The sequence below is a fragment of the Sphingomonas sp. BL-S-25 genome, assembly GCF_055521555.1.
The window spans coordinates 965221-981186 of record NZ_CM145486.1 but is presented as its reverse complement, the minus strand read 5'-3'; the positions used below and the strand labels follow the sequence as shown (position 1 = coordinate 981186).

Genomic DNA, 15966 nt, shown 5'->3' with positions numbered 1-15966 from the left:
TGGGCGCGTTCGCGCTCTGGGGTTCCTTCACGGCCATCTTCGCTTCGATAGTGACTCGATGCCGGTGGCGGAACCGCCCCAGGCCGAAGATCGGGCAGGATCGGCAAATAATCCTGTGGGCGGTGGACGTGAGGCCGGCAAACTTGGCGTTGCAGCATCGCGCAGCATAACTCAGTCAAACGGAACGTTGCGGCGCGGGGGAGGGGACCGTAAAGGGATCGCAGCCCCCGGGAGAGAAGAATGTCAGAGAACCCCAACGTCCAGTTTTCCGAGCGCGAAGCGCTGCTGTTCCATTCGGAGGGACGTCCGGGCAAGATCGAGATCATCGCGTCCAAGCCGATGGCGACGCAGCGCGACCTGGCGCTGGCCTATTCGCCGGGCGTGGCAGTTCCCGTCCGCGCGATCGCCGCGGACCCGTCGCTCGCCTATGACTATACCGCCAAGGGCAATCTGGTCGCGGTCATCTCCAACGGCACCGCCATCCTGGGCCTGGGCAATCTCGGTGCGCTTGCGTCGAAGCCTGTGATGGAAGGCAAGTCGGTCCTCTTCAAGCGCTTCGCCGATGTCGATTCGATCGATATCGAGCTGAAGACCGAGGACGTGAACCGCTTCATCGACGCGGTCGAGCTGATGGAGCCGAGCTTCGGCGGCATCAACCTGGAGGACATCAAGTCCCCCGAATGCTTCGTGATCGAGCAGACATTGCGCGAGCGGATGAACATCCCGGTGTTCCATGACGACCAGCATGGCACCGCGATCATCGCCGCTGCCGGGCTGATCAACGCGCTGTACCTGACCGGGCGCGACATCAAGCAAACCAAATGCGTCATGCTGGGCGCCGGCGCGGCGGCGATCGCCTGTGCCGAACTGATCAAGGCGATGGGCCTGCCGCACGACAATCTGCTGATGCTCGACCTCAGCGGCGTGATCTATCAGGGTCGCGAAGAGAGCATGAACCAGTGGAAGTCGGCGCATGCCGTCGCCACCGACAAGCGGACGCTGGCCGAGGCGCTGGACGGCGCCGACGTGTTCTTCGGCCTGGCCTCGGCCAATTCGCTTCCGCCCGAGCTGCTCGAGAAGATGGCGCCCAAGCCGATCATCTTCGCCATGGCCAATCCCGATCCCGAGATCAGCCCCCCGCTCGCCAAGGCGACGCGTCCCGACGCGATCATCGCCACCGGCCGTTCGGACTATCCGAACCAGGTCAACAACGTGCTCGGTTTCCCCTTCATCTTCCGCGGCGCGCTCGACGTCCGCGCGACGACGATCAACGACGAGATGAAGATCGCAGCCGCGACCGCACTGGCCCAGCTCGCGCGCCAGCAGGTGCCCGAGGAAGTCGCCGCCGCCTACGGCGTCCAGCACAGCTTCGGCCCCGAATATATTATTCCCGCGCCGTTCGATCCGCGGCTGATGGAAGTCGTCCCCGCCGCCGTCGCCCAGGCGGCAATGGATTCGGGTGTCGCGACCAAGCCGATCGAGAATATGGCTGCCTATCGCCAGCAGCTGCGCGGGCGGATGAACCCGACCACCTCGGTCCTCAGCCTGGCCTATGAAGGCGCGCGCGCGCACCCGAAGCGGGTGATCTTCGCCGAGGCGGAAGAGGAAGTGGTGCTGCGCGCGGCGATCGCGTTCAAGGAAGGCGGCTATGGCATCCCGGTGCTTGTCGGCCGCGAGACGGTGCAGGAGCGACTGCGCGCGCTGGGCGCCAATCCGGACGATTTCGAATTGCACAACAGCGTCAATTCGCCGCTCGTACCGCGCATGGGCGATTTCCTGTACCAGCGGATGCAGCGCCGCGGCTATCTGCGCCGCGACATCGACCGGATGGTCAACCGCGACCGCAACATCTTCGGCGCGCTGCTGCTCCAGCTCGGCGAGGCCGATGCCATGATCACCGGCGTCACCCGCACCTATGCCCAGACGATCCGCGAGGTCCGCCGCGTGATCGATCCCGAGCCCGGCCGTACCCCGTTCGGCATGCACATCCTGGTCGGCCAGACGCACACGGTGTTCATCGCCGACACCACGGTGAACGAGCGTCCGACGGCGGAAGAACTGGCCGACATTGCCGAGGGCGCCGCCACCGTCGCGCGCCGGATGGGTCACGAGCCGCGGGTCGCGTTCCTCAGCTATTCGAACTTCGGCAATCCCGAGGGGCGCTGGCTGGAGAATCTGCGCGGCGCGGTCCAGGTGCTCGACGGCCGCGACATCAGCTTCGAATATGAAGGCGAGATGTCGCCCGACGTCGCGCTCAACCCGCGCCAGCTGGCCAATTATCCCTTCTCGCGCCTGTCGGGCCCGGCGAACGTGCTGATCATGCCCGGCCTGCAATCGGCCAATATCTCGGCCAAGCTGCTGCGCGAACTGGGCGGCGATTCGATGATCGGCCCGATGATGATCGGCATGGAAAAGCCTGTCCAGATCGCCCCGATGACCAGCACCGCCAGCGAACTGGTGACACTCGCCGTGCTCGCCGCCGGCGGCATCGCGCGCTGAGGCAAGGTTGATCCTGCTCCTCTACCGACTGCGGGAGAGGAGCAGGAATGCTCCGATCAGGCGTCGATGCTGACGCCCAGCGAGGCGTTGACCAGGCCGCCATCGACCGTGATCGTGTCGCCGATGACATAGTCGCCGGCGCGGCTGGCGAGGTAGATGGCGGCGCCGGCCATGTCCTCGTCGGTGCCGATGCGCTTCGCCGGGATCGCCTTGGCGACGTCGCTGCCATGGTCGCGCGCGGCCTTGTTCATGTCGCTGGCGAACGCGCCCGGGGCGATCGAGGTGACGTTGATATGGTCGCGCACCAGCCGCGCGGCCATGCGCTTGGTCAGGTAGATCAGCGCCGATTTCGACGCGTGATAGCTATAGGTTTCCCACGCGTTGAGGCGCTGGCCGTCGATCGAGGTGATGTTGATCACCTTCGCCGGCTGCTCGGCGGATCCGCCCGCCTTGAGCAGCGCATGCAGCGCCTGGGTCAGGAAGAAGGGCGACTTGACGTTAAGGTCCATGACCTTGTCCCAGCCGCTTTCCGGGAACTCCTCGAACGGTACGCCCCAGGCGGCGCCGGCATTGTTGACCAGGATGTCGAGCCGCTCCTCGCGCTCGGCCAGTTTCGCGGCCAGCGCCTTGCAGCCGGCGACGGTCGAGACATCCTCGGGCAGCGCGATGCAATTGGGGCCCAGCGCCTCGGCGGTCTCGTCACATGCCGCTGCCTTGCGCGACGAGACATAGACCTTCGCCCCCTGCTGGATGAAGCCCGATGCGATCATTCGCCCGATCCCGCGCGACCCGCCGGTGACCAGGGCGACGCGACCGTCGAGGCGAAACAGGGTGCTGGTGTCCATCTTTTCTCTCCCCTCCCGCCTGCGGGAGGGGTCGGGGGTGGGCACCCGCTCTCCGCCGACGGCAGCGTTCGTGATTGCCGGGAGCCCACCCCCCGACCCCCTCCCGCAGGCGGGAGGGGGAGTGAGATTATCCCCCGCGCTTGATCGTCTCGCGGGCGATGATCAACTGCTGGATCTGGCTGGTGCCCTCATAGATCCGGAACAGGCGCACGTCGCGGTACAGCCGTTCGATTCCATAATCGGCGATATAGCCCGCCCCGCCGAAGATCTGGACCGCACGGTCGGCGACGCGGCCCACCATCTCCGACGCGAAATATTTGGCGGCGGCCGCCTCCATCGTGGTGTTGTCGCCGGCATCCTTGCGCGCCGCGGTTTCCATCACCAGCGCGCGGGCGGCCAGCGCCTCGGTCTTGGAATCGGCGATCATCGCCTGGATCAGCTGATGCTCGGCGATCGGCTTGCCGAACTGCCTGCGCTCGGTCGCATAGGCGACGCAGTCGGCGATCAGCCGCTCGGCGACACCGACGCAAACCGCCGAGATGTGCAGCCGCCCGCGGTCGAGCACCTGCATCGCGATGCGGAAGCCTTCGCCCTCCGCGCCAAGCCGGTTCGCGACGGGGACCGGCGCATTGTCGAAGATCACGTCGGCGACCTTGGCGCCCTTCTGCCCCATCTTCTTCTCGGGTTCGCCGACGCTGACGCCGGGCAGGTCGCGCGGCACCAGGAAGGCGGAGACGCCGCGTCCGCCGGGCTCGTCGCCGGTGCGCGCCATCACGGTGAAGACGTCGGCGCGGTCGGCATTGGTGATGTAGCGCTTGGTGCCGGACAGGCGATAGACGTCGCCGTCGCGCACCGCGCGCGTCTTCACCGCGCCCGAATCCGAACCGACATCGGGCTCGGTCAGCGCGAAGCTGGACACGACCTCGCCGCTGGCGATGCGCGGCAGCCAGTCGGCCTTCTGCTCGGGCGTACCGGCCAGCACGATCCCCTGGCTGCCGATTCCGACATTGGTGCCGAAGGCCGAGCGGAAGGCCGGAGTGGTGCGGCCCAGCTCGACCGCGACCTTGCACTCCTCCAGCATCGTCAGGCCGAGCCCGCCATGCTCCTCGGCGATCGACAGGCCGAACAGGCCGAGCGCCTTCATCTCGTCGATCACTTCGGCGGGGATCGCGTCGGCTGCCTCGACCTCGGCCTCGAGCGGGCGGAGCCGCTCGGCGACGAAGCGGCGAATCGTCTCGATCAGCGTGTCGAAGATTTCCGGGTCGAGCGCCATGAATCCGCCGTTCTGAGAGTTCGAAGGCCCTAGGCTATACCGCCTGCACAGCCACTGGCAAGCCGTACCCGAATTTCAAAATCCATGTCATTGACGGCGCGCAGGCGCTTCCTATGCTTGGCCCGTCGCACCCGGAGGACGAGATGACTGAAGGCACCGCCCTGCCGCCCGTCCGCAAGGTCGGGAAGCGATCGATGCTGGCCTATGGCTTTGGCGCGGTCGCCTATGGGGTGAAGGACCTCTCCTTCTCGACCTTCCTGCTGCTATTCTACAATCAGGTGCTGGGGGTGCCGGCGGCGCAGGTGGGGTTCGCGATCATGTGCGCGCTGATCCTCGACGCGTTCATCGATCCGGCGATCGGCTATCTCTCCGACCGGACGCGCAGCCGCTGGGGCCGGCGCCATCCCTGGATGTACGCCTCGGCGCTGCCGATCACCGCGGGCTGGCTGATGCTGTGGAATCCGCCCGCGCTGTCGCAGGACGGGATGCTGGTCTGGGTGTTCGTCAGCGCGGTGATCGTGCGGACCGCGGTGTCGGCCTATGAGGTCCCGTCGCAGGCGCTGACGCCCGAACTCTCGGCCGATTATGACGAGCGCACGCGGATCACCGCCTATCGCTACCTGTTCGGATGGGCGGGCGGCATGGGGATGGCGGCCCTGTCCTATGCCTGGCTGCTGGCACCCGATGCGGGGCAGGAGAGCGGGCTGCTCAATCGCGCCAGCTATCCCGGCTTCGCGCTGGTCGGCGCGATCGGCATGGCCGGCGCGATCCTGATTTCGGCGCTGGGCACGCACCGCGAGATCGGTCGGCTGCCCAGGCCCGAGCTTCATCCCCGGCCGCTGGCGGCGCATTTCCGTGATCTGTGGGAGTCGGTGCGCAACCGCGCCTTCGCGATGCTGATGGCGGCGGGGCTATGCTATTATTCGGCGCAGGGGATCAGCTTCGCGCTGTCCAACTATCTCTATGTCCATGTCTGGCGCTTCAGCGGCGGCGCCTTGCAGGGGGTGGCGCTGATCACCTTCATCGGCGTGATCGGGGCGTTCATCGTCGGTCCGCGGGTGGCGCGGCGGATCGGCAAGCCGCGCGCCGCGATGGGGTTCATGATCGCGGCGGCGCTGCTGCTGTCCTCGTCTTATGCGCTGCGACTGCTCGGATGGTTTCCCGAGATTGGCAGCCCGGCGATGCTGCCGCTGCTGTTCACGATCTTTGCCCTCAACACCTGCTGCAGCGTGTCGGCGACGATGCTCGGCGCATCGATGATGGCGGACGTCGTCGAGGATTCGGAGGTGCGAACCCACCGCCGGTCGGAGGGCGTATTCTACTCAGGCTGGTTCTTCGTCCAGAAATGCTGCAGCGGCCTGGGGATTTTTGCAACGGGGCTGATCCTGTGGGCCGTAGGCTTTCCGGAAGGCGCCGCGCCCGGGACGGTTCCGGTCGAGACGGTCGACCGCATGACCGGCCTCTTCATTCTCTGCTATCTGGTTCTGGGGGGCGCCGCTGCCTTCTTCTATCGCCGCTTCCCCTTCGGCAAGGTCGAACATGATGCGCGCGTCGCGGCGATGCGCGTCGCGACTGACGAAAAACCCGCCGGCGCCTGATGGCGCCGGCGGGTTCCTTTCCTCCCCAGGAAAGTCGGTGCTCAGGCCGCGATGCGACCCAGGCGGTGATAGAGATTGCTGAACTTCACCGAATCCGGCGTGTCCTTCACCTGTTGCAGATGGGTGCTGACGGCTTCGCGCAGCAGGCGGAAATCCTCGGTGGAGAAGACGGCGCGACTGCGCTGGGGTTCACCGGTCATGGTCGTTGCTCCTTTCAGGCAGCTTGCTTGTCGAACTGGGCGGTTTCGGTGCTCTCGGCGAGCGCGGTGGTCGAACTGAGCCCGCCGGTCACGGTCTGGGCGATCAGGTCGAAATAGCCGGTGCCCACCTCGCGCTGGTGGCGGGTCGCGGTATAGCCATTGGCCTCGGCGGCGAATTCGGCCTGCTGAAGCTCGGAATAGGCCGCCATCCCGCGATCCTTGTAGCCGCGGGCAAGCTCGAACATGCCGTAGTTGAGCTGGTGGAAGCCGGCGAGCGTGACGAACTGGAACTTGTATCCCATCGCGCCGATCTCGCGCTGGAACCGGGCAATGTCGTCCTTGTCCAGATTCTTCGCCCAGTTGAAGCTGGGCGAGCAGTTATAGGCGAGCATCTTGTCGGGATATTCGCGCTTGATCGCCTCGGCGAAGCGGCGGGCATCGTCCATGTTCGGCTTGGACGTCTCCCACCACAGCAGGTCGGCATGCTCGGCAAAGGCCAGGCCGCGCTTGATGCAGTGATCGACGCCGGTCCCGTCCTTCAGGCGGAAGAACCCTTCGGGCGTGCGCTCGCCGGTCAGGAACTCATGGTCGCGCTCGTCGACGTCCGAGGTGATCAGCTTCGCGCTTTCCGCATCGGTGCGCGCGCAGATGATCGTCGGCACGCCGCACACGTCTGCCGCCAGCCGCGCGGAATCGAGGTTGCGGATATGCGCCTGGGTGGGGATCAGCACCTTGCCGCCCAGATGGCCGCACTTCTTTTCGCTGGCCAGCTGGTCCTCATAATGCACGCCGGCAGCGCCGGCGGCGATATAGGCCTTCATGATCTCGAAACAGTTGAGCGGGCCGCCGAACCCGGCCTCGGCATCGGCGACGATCGGGGCGAACCAGTCGCGCGTCGCGCCGCCTTCGGAATGCTCGATCTGGTCCGCGCGCTGGAGCGCGGCGTTGATCCGCTTCGCCAGTTCGGGTCCGGCATTGGCGGGGTAGAGCGACTGGTCGGGATACATGGTGCCGGCGGTGTTCGCATCGGCCGCGACCTGCCAGCCCGACAGGTAGATCGCCTTCAGCCCGGCGCGGACCTGCTGCATCGCCTGGTTGCCGCTCATCGCGCCCAGCGAGTTGATATAGGGCTCGGTCTTCAGCAGGTCCCACAGCTTCAGTGCGCCGCGACGGGCCAGCGTGTGCTCGATCGCGAACGATCCGCGCAGCTTCGCCACATCCTCGGCGGTGTAGGGACGGGTGATCCCGTCGAACCGGCCGGCGGGTGCGGGGACGAGGTCTTCGAAGCTGGTCGTCATCTGTGATTTCCTTGACAAGTCGTATCGGTCTGCCCGGATGCAATTGCCCGGAAATGGCGGGCGTGACAGGCCTCGCGTCATCCCGTTGAGGTGGGCAGGTCGGGCATCCGAATGACTCACTTGGAAAATCTGTAAATTATTGACAGAGTGTACGCGGGAGGTACGCATATGGCCGAACGCAAGCTTTTCGCCGGTCACGCGGTCCGCCGTCTGCGCCGAACGCTGGCGCTGACCCAGGCGGCGATGGCCGAGGCGCTCGACGTGTCGCCCAGCTATCTCAACCTGATCGAGCGCAACCAGCGTCCGCTGACCGCGACGTTGATGCTGCGGCTGGCCGAGACCTATGACTTCGATCCGCGCACGCTGGGGGCCAGCGAGCCCGGCGGCGGCAGCGATGCGATCCGACGGCGGCTGGCCGACCCGATGTTCGCCGATCTGGAGGTCGACCGGGCGCAGGTCGAGGAATGGCTGGCCGGTGCGCCGGGCGGGGCGGAGGCGTTCGCTCGCGCCTATGACCGGATGGGGCAGGGCGGGGCGGCGAGCGACGGCGCGCCCGACCCGTCATTGGCGGTGCGGCGCGAGATCGAACGCTGGCGCAATCATTTCGCCGATCTCGACGCCGCGGCCGAAGCGCTGGCCGACGAGCTGCGTCAGGGATCGGGCGACCTGTACAGCGCGATGGCCGAGCGGCTGCGCGTGCGCCATCAGATGTCGGTCCGAATCCTGCCGGTCGAGGTGATGCCCGATCTGCTGAAGCGGATCGACCTGCATGCCCGGCAGGTCCAGCTGTCCGAATCGCTCGAGCCGGCTTCGCGCAGCTTCGCGCTGGCCGAGCGGCTGGCGCAGGAAGCGCAGGACGAGATCGAGGCGCTGGTCCGCGGCGCCGGGCTCGATCGGCTGGGCGAGCGGCTCTATCGCCGGCACCTGACCGGCTATTTCGCCGCAGCGCTGATGATGCCCTATGCCCGGTTCCTGCGCGCCTGCGAGGCGACCGGCTATGATGTCGACCTACTCATGCGGCGCTTCGGCGCGACCTGGGAGCAGGTATCGCACCGGCTGACCACCCTGCAGCGCGTCGGCGCGCGCGGCCTGCCCTTCTTCATGCTGCGGACCGATCGTGCCGGCCAAGTCTCCAAACGCTATGCCGGTGCCAGCGGGTCGCCACTGGCCGATGCACCGGGCCTGTGCCCGCTCTGGGGGCCGTTCGACGCGTTCGAGCGGCAGGGCGATGTCGCGGTCCAACTGGCCGAACTGGAAGATGCCAGCCGCTGGCTGACGCTGGCACGGGTCGTCCAGCCACAGGGATCGCGCGCCGGCGGGGTTCGCGCGCGCTTCGCTGTCGCGCTGGGGCTGGCGGCGGGCGATGCGGCGACGCTCGCCTCGGCGCGCGGGCTCGACCTGCATGGGCGCGCGGTGCCGATCGGGCTGGGTTGCCGCGCCTGCACCCGCCCCGACTGCCCGCAGCGATCGGCGGCGCCCGGCGGCCGCGCGCGGCTGGTCAATGATCGAGAGACCGGACTGTCGCCCTTCGGCTTCGCCGGCGATTGATCCGCAGCCCCGCCCGGCGGATAGAGGCATCAGGCTGATCGCCCTGGAAGCGCCGCGCCATGGCGGGCGGGTTCGTCGCGGGGGCGGTTCCGCCGGACGCATCGGTGATTGCATAGTTTCACAATGGGAATAACCTCTCAGGCGACACGACTCGCCGGGAGAGATGCCATGACCGCGATGACGATGCCGATCAGCGACCTGTTCTCGGTCGTGACGCTCTCCGATCCCGCCAATCGCGCGCCGTCCTGGAAGGCGTTGCTCGGCTGGCCCGATCGCGGCGATGCGCATCTCGATCATCACGCCGGCACCGATTCCCAGCGCAATTTGTGGGCCAGCCGGCTCGACGACGCAGTCACCCGGTCGCAGCGGCCGGTGCTGCTGGTCGCCGAGGGCGAAAGCTGCCACGCCACCGCCTGGTGGGCGCGGCTGTCGCCGGCCTCCTATGTCTCGAAGGTCGCCGGCGCGCTGCTGTTCGCGCCGCGCGGCGACGCCGATACCGCGCAGAAATTCCTGTCGCCGCGCGTGGTGCTGCCCTTTCCCTCGGCGGTGGTCGACGGCCATGCGCCGCGCCATGCCGACGATCTCCAGGCGCTGGCCGCCAGCTGGGGCAGCCGCTTCGTCGAGGCGGGGCCCGCGCCGCTCGCCGCGCCAGCCCAGGAACCGGCTTGGCAGCAGGCGCACAGCCTGTTGATGCGGCTTACCGCCAATGTCGTCGATCGCAGGCTGCGCGTGGCGGAGACGCTGGGCATCCGCCTCTGATCCGTTGACCGGAGCTCAGTTGGCGGCGTCCGTGGCCGCCGCCGCGTCGCTGGTTGTGGCCGCGCCGCAGCGATAGACCAGCTTCTCGTTATACAGCTGCGGCAGCGCCGCCTTGATCTCCTGCTGGCTGGTGGCCAGCTGGCCGCGTGCCGCCTGATCCTGCGAACAGGTTTTAAGCTGGACGCCGGCGCGAAGCTGACGCGCGCGTTCCATCTGTTCGGACGACAGGAGATAGCGGGTATTGGTATAGGTGCGGCTGGCCGGATCATAGTCGAGCACCGAGACCGTCGCTTCCTCGTTCGGCACCAGGATCCGCTGCCAGCGGCTGCCCGATTCGGCATATTGGGTCTTGCCGTTGATGCAGCCGTCCGGGCCCATGGTCAGCTCGACGCGCTCGGTGGTGGTGGTGGTCACCCGGCTGCGCTGCGGATCCAGCGTGCACACCAGCCGGCCGGTCGCGGCGGTGCCGGGCAGCTTCGATCCCTTGGGCGTGTCGGCCGAGGTCACGGCGACCACCTTGGTCGCATCGAAGCTCGGCCGGCTGAAGAAGAGGACAGCGGCGCCGATCATGAGCACGACGCCGCCGATCGCCAGCCACAGCGCCGCGCGCTGCTGACCGCGCGACAGCATCATGCCCGCCGCGCCCAGGCACAGGGCGCCCAGCACCAGCAGGACCGCGGCGCCGGCCATGTAATTCTCGCGCTGCGCCTCGTTGTTGGCGCGTGCCTGGGTCAGCGCATCCTCGCGCTCGGCCGCTGCCTTTGCGGCTGCCTGACGCTCGGCCTCCGCCGCCTGGGCCTGGGCCTGTTCGTCGGCATTGCGGTCCTGCGCCATGCGTTCCTCGACGCTGACGCACGGAACTGCCACTTCGCCATAGGGCTGCTTCGCCTCGGCGAGGAACGCGCCCAGTTCCTGGCCGGAAATGGCGAAGGCGAAGTTGGCGTCGCCCCCTTCGCTGTTGGTGATGGCGACGTTGACGCCGAGTACGCGGCCGCACCGGTCGAGCAGCGGCCCGCCCGAATTGCCGCGCGCGATGCTGGCGGTGTGGAGCAGCATCGACGTGCCGCGCAGGCTGCGCATGCCGGCGAAATTGCCCTGCGAGCGGACCGGCGACAGCGGGGTGATGAAATCGCGCGCGCTCTGCGCCGTCGCCAGGTCGACATTGCCGGGATAGCCGAGCGCGACCAGCGCCTCGCCGTCGGAGACGGGTCCCTTGAACACCGCCAGCGGTGGCAGGCGCGCACCGCTGAACTCGATCAGCGCCAGGTCGCGGTCGGGGTCGATCGCGACCAGCCGGCCTTGGAACGAGCGGTTGCCCTCGGAGGGGACGACGCCGATGACGACATTGTCGGGATAGCGCGCGGCCAGTTCGACGACATGGGCGTTGGTGACGATCCGGTTCGGCGCAACCGCAAAGCCGCTGCCATGGCCGAAGCCGACCACCTCGTCATTGACCACGGCGATCGTGACGATGCGCACGACGCCGCGCGCCGAGGCGGAGATGTCATCCGCGCGGGCGGCAGTCGTCAGGCTGAAGGCCGACGCGAAAACCAGCATCAACAGGACAATCAACCGACGCATCGAACACCCCATGGACTTGTCGCCCGGCATTTCGGCGAAAAGCCGGGCGGGTTCAAGGTGGCGGTTCACGAAATTGCCGAGGCGAGCCGAAGGAGACGCGGCAGGGCCATCAAGGCGTCAGCCCGCCGGTTTCGCCGCGGCCGCTGTGGCCTCAGGCGCCTTTGACTCGTCGTCGCCCTTGTCGATGCTCGCGATCATCTCGCGCGCGGTCTTCGCTTCCGCCGTATCATGCGGATGGTTGGCCAGCGCCAACAGGATGGTGCGCGCCACCGCCGGCTTGCCGTCGTCGATCAGCATCGATGCCGCGTTCAGCCGCAGCCCTTCGTCGAACGGGGCGAGCTGAAACGCCTTCATCAGCCCGTCCTTGGCCAGCTCGCTCGGCGGCTGTTCGGCGCCGATGAAGCTGCGATAATAGAGGATCAGCGGTTCCGGATGTTCCGGGTCCAGCCGGTTCGCCGCGCCGATGACCTTGCGGATCGCGCTCCAGCGGGCGGGGCTGGTGTCCTTGTCGCGCGCGGCGATCGCCATCATCGTCATCGCCTTGTAGATCAGCGCTTCCATCGCCTTGGGATCTGTCTTCAAGGCGCGATCGCAGGCAGCCAGCGCCGCTTCGTAATCGTCGGCGTCATAGGCAGCCTCGGCCAGTGCGATCTGCGCGCCGGGGTCGTCGGGGAAGGCGGCGGCGGCCTTCCTGGCCGTGGCATAGACGCCGGGGGCCGATTTCTCGTCGACGCCGCGGTGCGACTGTATCCGCGCCTGCATCACCGCCGCCTCTCCCGCGCTCAGCGGTCGGTCGGTGACCGTCCCGACCCTGATGCGGTCCGCGGGAATGGTGCGGCCGATCAGGCTGCCGCGGGCGTAGCGGTCCAGTTCACGGTCGAGTTGTTTCAGGTCGCCGAACAGCTTGCTGGCCTCGTCGGCGGACGTGCCTTCGTTGATCGCGCGAATATAGCGGGTGAACTGATCGCGGCGGGTGCCGTCGAAGGTCAGATAATGGGTCAGCAGCCAGCTGCGGCCGTAGAAGGAATTGGCTTGCTGGTCGCTCATGCGCTGCCGCTTGCCATCGAGCAATGTGGTCAGCGGCATCGCATTTTCCAGGATGCCCATTGCCCGGTGATTGGCCGCGATTCCGAAGGTCACCGATCCGTCGGCATTCACCTTCGCGGTGGCGTGATACTCGGCCCAGCCCTCGACCAGCCAGGCCGGGAAGGCCGCCTGGGCGAAGATCGAGAACATCATGTGATGGGTATATTCGTGGAACAGCACCAGCTGTCCGTCGAGCATCTCGCCGCCGCCGCTGTTGAGCCGTGGAACGAACGCGACCGAACCGCTGGCTCGGCCGATATAGAAGCCCGCGACCATCTGCGACCCGCTGAGCCGCGTCATCTGGTTCGCCGATCCCAGGACATAGATGGTCAGCCGGCCGGCGGGCGCGACCGGCTCGTTGGGCAGGCTGCGATAGAGGCGGACGGCCTGGTCGTACCGCTCCAGCGTCTCGGCGAACTTCCGGATCCGGTCGGGCCGGTCATTGGCATAGATCACGAAGTGCGGGCTGCTGACCTCATGCCAGTCGGCGCGGGCGGTCGTCGCCCAGCACGACAGCATCACCAGCCCTAACAGAATGCGCAGCACCGATCGTCCTCCCCCCAGACCGGAGGCAGCCTAAGTCCCGGCCTCAGACGAAGCTATAGGGATCAACATCCACAATGACCCTAACCTTGGCCGACCACTCCAGGCCGCCCAGCCACTCGCGGATCATGTCCTGGACATCGAAGGCGCGGCGGGCATGGACCAGCAGGCGGTAGCGGTGGCGGCCGCGCAGCATCGCCAGCGGGGCGGGGGCGGGGCCATAGACCGTCATCTCGTCCAGCCGCGGCGCGGTGCGGCCGATCCGCTGGGCGACATCCTCGGCGGCCTGCTTGTCCTCCGACGAGACGATGATCGCGGCATAGCGGCCGAAGGGCGGGGCCCCGGCGTCGCGGCGCGCCTCGGTCTCGGCGGCGTAGAACGCCTCGGCATCGCCGCTGACCAGCGCCTGCATCACCTGCGCATCGGGCGAGTGGGTCTGGATGAACACGGTCCCCGGTTTCTCGCCGCGTCCGGCTCGGCCCGACACCTGCATGATCTGCTGGAAGGTCCGCTCGGCCGCGCGCAGGTCGCCGCCGTCCAGCCCGAGATCGGCATCGACCACCCCGACCACGGTCAGGTCGGGGAAGTGATAACCCTTGGTCACCAGCTGGGTGCCGACGACGATGTCGATCTCGCCATGCTCCATCCGCCGGACGAACTCCGCCGCCTTGGCCGGCGACCAGAGCGTGTCCGAGGTGACGATGGCGATATTGGCGTTGGGCCACAGCGCCTTGGCCTCGTCGGCGATCCGCTCGACGCCGGGGCCGCACGCGACCAGGCTGTCCTCCGCCTCGCATTCCGGACAGATTTCGGGGGTGGGCAAGGTGTGGCCGCAATGATGGCAGGTCAGCCGGCGGATCAGCCGGTGCTCGACCATCCAGGCGGTGCAATTGGGGCATTGGAAGCGGTGGCCGCAGGTGCGGCACAAGGTCAGCGGGGCATAGCCGCGCCGGTTGAGGAACAGCAGCGCCTGTTCCTTGCGCTCCAGCGCGGCGTCGATCGCCACCACCAGCCGGGGCGACAGCCAGCGACCGCGGGCCGGAGGCTCCTGGATCAGGTCGATCGCCTCGATCGCGGGCAGTTCGGCCTTGCCGTATCGGCCGGGCAGCTTCAGCTCCTCGTACCGGCCCAATTCGACCTGGTTGCGCGTCTCGATCGCCGGCGTGGCCGAGGCGAGGATCACCGGGCAATTCTGGAACTTGCCGCGCATCACCGCGACGTCGCGCGCATGATAATGCACGTCCGATTCCTGCTTGAAGCTGGTCTCGTGCGCCTCGTCGACGACGATCACGCCCAGATCGGGATAGGGCAGGAACAGGGCCGATCGCGCGCCGACGGTGACCAGCGCCTCGCCGCGCGAGATTGCCCGCCAGGCGCGCCGGCGCTGCGAGGTGCGCAGGCCCGAATGCCAGGCGACCGGCTCGCAGCCGAACCTTTTGGCGAAGCGCGTCAAGAACGGCTCGGTCAGCGCGATCTCGGGCAGCAGCACCAGGCTCTGCTTGCCCGCGGCGATGGCGGCGGCGATCGCCTCGAAATAGACTTCGGTCTTGCCCGATCCGGTGACGCCGTCGAGCAGGAAAGGCTGGAAGCTTTCGGAGCCGACCGCCTGGCGCAGGATGCTGGCGACATCGGCCTGGGCCGGGTTCAGATGCGGCGGGGCAAAGCCCGGGTCGGGGCGTGGATAGGGGCTGTCGGTGTCGACCACGACCGATTCGATCGCGCCCTGCTTGATCAGCCCGCGGATCACGCCGTCGGAAACGTCGGCGATCGTCGCCAGTTCGCGCACCAGCCCCTGGCGGTCGCCGATCCGCTCCAGCGCCTGTTCGCGCTGCGGCGTCATACGGTCGGGCAACTGGCCGGTCGCGCGATATTCGACGATGGTCGGCGCGCTCTCGAACGCGGCGGACGAGGACAGCGCCATGCGCAGCACCCCGGCCAGCGGCGCGAGATAATAGTCCGAGGTCCATTCGACCAGGCGGCGCACCGCCTCGGGGATCGGCGGCGCGTCGGCGACCCCCATCAGGTTGCGCAGCCGATTGTCGCCCACCTCCTCGGTCGGCAGGCGATCCGCCTCCCACACGACCCCCGCCAGCTGGCGCGGGCCCAGCGGCGCGACGACGATCGACCCCGGCTCGACCTGCATCCCTTGGGGAACGCGATAGTCGAGCGGGCCGAGCGCGGAATTCATGACGATGACGCGAGCGCGATTGCCGGGCATGTCGCCTCATATGGGGATTTCTGGGGCGGTTGGAATCCCGTATCTTGGGCGCCTCGATGTTCGGAGTTCGTGACGATGATCCTGGCTGCCCTGCTTCTCGCCCAGACTGCCCCCTGCACCGCGATGGACGCGACCCTGTCGGCGCCGCTTGCGGGATGGACCGCACCGGCGACCGCGACCACGCTCGACCCGGGCAAGGCGGTGACGCTGAAGGCGGTGGATGCGGCGACGCTGTCCAACCTGCCGAAGGACGCCAAGCCCGGCGGCGCGGCAGCGGTCGACTTCCGTGTCGCGACCGCCGGCAGCTATGGCATCGCCCTCGATCAGGCCGGCTGGATCGATGTTGTACCGGGCGCGGGCGGTGCCGCGCTGCGGTCGGTCGCCCACGGCCATGGCCCGGAGTGCAGCACGATCCGCAAGATCGTCCGTTTCCAGCTTCAGCCCGGCAGCTACCGCCTGGTGCTGACCGGCCTGAAAAAGCCCGAGGCGCGGGTCATGCTGGTCGCGCCGGACTGAGT

Annotated in this window: 12 protein-coding genes; 5 read left to right on the top strand and 7 right to left on the bottom strand. The window is 67.8% G+C overall.

Annotated features, from left to right (window positions below):
- Positions 1–240 precede the first annotated feature (240 nt).
- Positions 241–2499, top strand: a complete 2259-nt coding sequence (locus tag ACZ1H8_RS04900) for an NADP-dependent malic enzyme (protein WP_465180242.1) — start codon at positions 241–243, stop codon at positions 2497–2499.
- 56 nt (positions 2500–2555) lie between these two features.
- Here the strand turns inward: ACZ1H8_RS04900 and ACZ1H8_RS04895 are convergent, their stop codons facing one another.
- Together ACZ1H8_RS04895 and ACZ1H8_RS04890 are read right to left on the bottom strand one after the other, a co-directional pair.
- Positions 2556–3344, bottom strand: coding sequence for an SDR family oxidoreductase (locus ACZ1H8_RS04895; protein WP_465180241.1), 789 nt, complete (start codon positions 3342–3344; stop codon positions 2556–2558).
- Positions 3345–3471: 127 nt separating this feature from the next.
- Positions 3472–4617 (bottom strand): acyl-CoA dehydrogenase family protein, encoded by a 1146-nt coding sequence (locus ACZ1H8_RS04890; RefSeq protein WP_465180240.1) that lies wholly within the window; start codon positions 4615–4617, stop codon positions 3472–3474.
- A gap of 143 nt (positions 4618–4760) precedes the next feature.
- Between ACZ1H8_RS04890 and ACZ1H8_RS04885 the strand changes: the two genes are divergently transcribed.
- Positions 4761–6215: an MFS transporter gene (locus ACZ1H8_RS04885; protein ID WP_465180239.1), complete on the top strand. Its 1455-nt coding sequence runs from the start codon at positions 4761–4763 to the stop codon at positions 6213–6215.
- A gap of 41 nt (positions 6216–6256) precedes the next feature.
- On the opposite strand, the gene ACZ1H8_RS04880 is transcribed toward ACZ1H8_RS04885, so the two are convergent.
- Together ACZ1H8_RS04880 and aceA are read right to left on the bottom strand one after the other, a co-directional pair.
- Positions 6257–6415: a hypothetical protein gene (locus ACZ1H8_RS04880; protein ID WP_181402196.1), complete on the bottom strand. Its 159-nt coding sequence runs from the start codon at positions 6413–6415 to the stop codon at positions 6257–6259.
- Between the two features lie 14 nt (positions 6416–6429).
- A complete protein-coding gene (gene aceA, locus ACZ1H8_RS04875; RefSeq protein WP_465180238.1) occupies positions 6430–7713 on the bottom strand; it encodes an isocitrate lyase in 1284 nt (427 codons plus the stop codon).
- 168 nt (positions 7714–7881) lie between these two features.
- Between aceA and ACZ1H8_RS04870 the strand changes: the two genes are divergently transcribed.
- Both ACZ1H8_RS04870 and ACZ1H8_RS04865 read left to right on the top strand, forming a co-directional pair.
- Complete coding sequence (locus ACZ1H8_RS04870) at positions 7882–9261, top strand: helix-turn-helix domain-containing protein (RefSeq protein WP_465180237.1); 1380 nt, start codon at positions 7882–7884, stop codon at positions 9259–9261.
- Between the two features lie 168 nt (positions 9262–9429).
- A complete protein-coding gene (locus ACZ1H8_RS04865) occupies positions 9430–10020 on the top strand; it encodes an alpha/beta hydrolase (protein ID WP_465180236.1) in 591 nt (196 codons plus the stop codon).
- Positions 10021–10035: 15 nt separating this feature from the next.
- Here the strand turns inward: ACZ1H8_RS04865 and ACZ1H8_RS04860 are convergent, their stop codons facing one another.
- From ACZ1H8_RS04860 to ACZ1H8_RS04850, 3 genes are all read right to left on the bottom strand, one after another.
- The gene (locus ACZ1H8_RS04860; RefSeq protein WP_465180235.1) at positions 10036–11601 is read right to left on the bottom strand and encodes a S1C family serine protease; all 1566 of its coding nucleotides are present in this window, start codon (positions 11599–11601) and stop codon (positions 10036–10038) included.
- A 117-nt stretch (positions 11602–11718) separates the two neighbouring features.
- Positions 11719–13233 carry a tetratricopeptide repeat protein gene (locus ACZ1H8_RS04855; RefSeq protein WP_465180234.1) on the bottom strand — a complete coding sequence of 505 codons (1515 nt, stop codon included), beginning with the start codon at positions 13231–13233 and terminating at the stop codon, positions 11719–11721.
- Positions 13234–13276: 43 nt separating this feature from the next.
- Positions 13277–15448, bottom strand: coding sequence for a primosomal protein N' (locus ACZ1H8_RS04850; protein ID WP_465180233.1), 2172 nt, complete (start codon positions 15446–15448; stop codon positions 13277–13279).
- A gap of 75 nt (positions 15449–15523) precedes the next feature.
- Between ACZ1H8_RS04850 and ACZ1H8_RS04845 the strand changes: the two genes are divergently transcribed.
- Complete coding sequence (locus tag ACZ1H8_RS04845) at positions 15524–15964, top strand: hypothetical protein (RefSeq protein ID WP_465180232.1); 441 nt, start codon at positions 15524–15526, stop codon at positions 15962–15964.
- Positions 15965–15966: the final 2 nt, after the last annotated feature.

Coding starts and splice junctions, on each gene's coding strand:
- ACZ1H8_RS04900 (WP_465180242.1), top strand. CDS start 241: ATGTCAGAGAACCCCAACGTCCAGTTTTCCGAGCGCGAAGCGCTGCTG.
- ACZ1H8_RS04895 (WP_465180241.1), bottom strand. CDS start 3,344: ATGGACACCAGCACCCTGTTTCGCCTCGACGGTCGCGTCGCCCTGGTC.
- ACZ1H8_RS04890 (WP_465180240.1), bottom strand. CDS start 4,617: ATGGCGCTCGACCCGGAAATCTTCGACACGCTGATCGAGACGATTCGC.
- ACZ1H8_RS04885 (WP_465180239.1), top strand. CDS start 4,761: ATGACTGAAGGCACCGCCCTGCCGCCCGTCCGCAAGGTCGGGAAGCGA.
- ACZ1H8_RS04880 (WP_181402196.1), bottom strand. CDS start 6,415: ATGACCGGTGAACCCCAGCGCAGTCGCGCCGTCTTCTCCACCGAGGAT.
- aceA (WP_465180238.1), bottom strand. CDS start 7,713: ATGACGACCAGCTTCGAAGACCTCGTCCCCGCACCCGCCGGCCGGTTC.
- ACZ1H8_RS04870 (WP_465180237.1), top strand. CDS start 7,882: ATGGCCGAACGCAAGCTTTTCGCCGGTCACGCGGTCCGCCGTCTGCGC.
- ACZ1H8_RS04865 (WP_465180236.1), top strand. CDS start 9,430: ATGACCGCGATGACGATGCCGATCAGCGACCTGTTCTCGGTCGTGACG.
- ACZ1H8_RS04860 (WP_465180235.1), bottom strand. CDS start 11,601: ATGCGTCGGTTGATTGTCCTGTTGATGCTGGTTTTCGCGTCGGCCTTC.
- ACZ1H8_RS04850 (WP_465180233.1), bottom strand. CDS start 15,448: ATGCCCGGCAATCGCGCTCGCGTCATCGTCATGAATTCCGCGCTCGGC.
- ACZ1H8_RS04845 (WP_465180232.1), top strand. CDS start 15,524: ATGATCCTGGCTGCCCTGCTTCTCGCCCAGACTGCCCCCTGCACCGCG.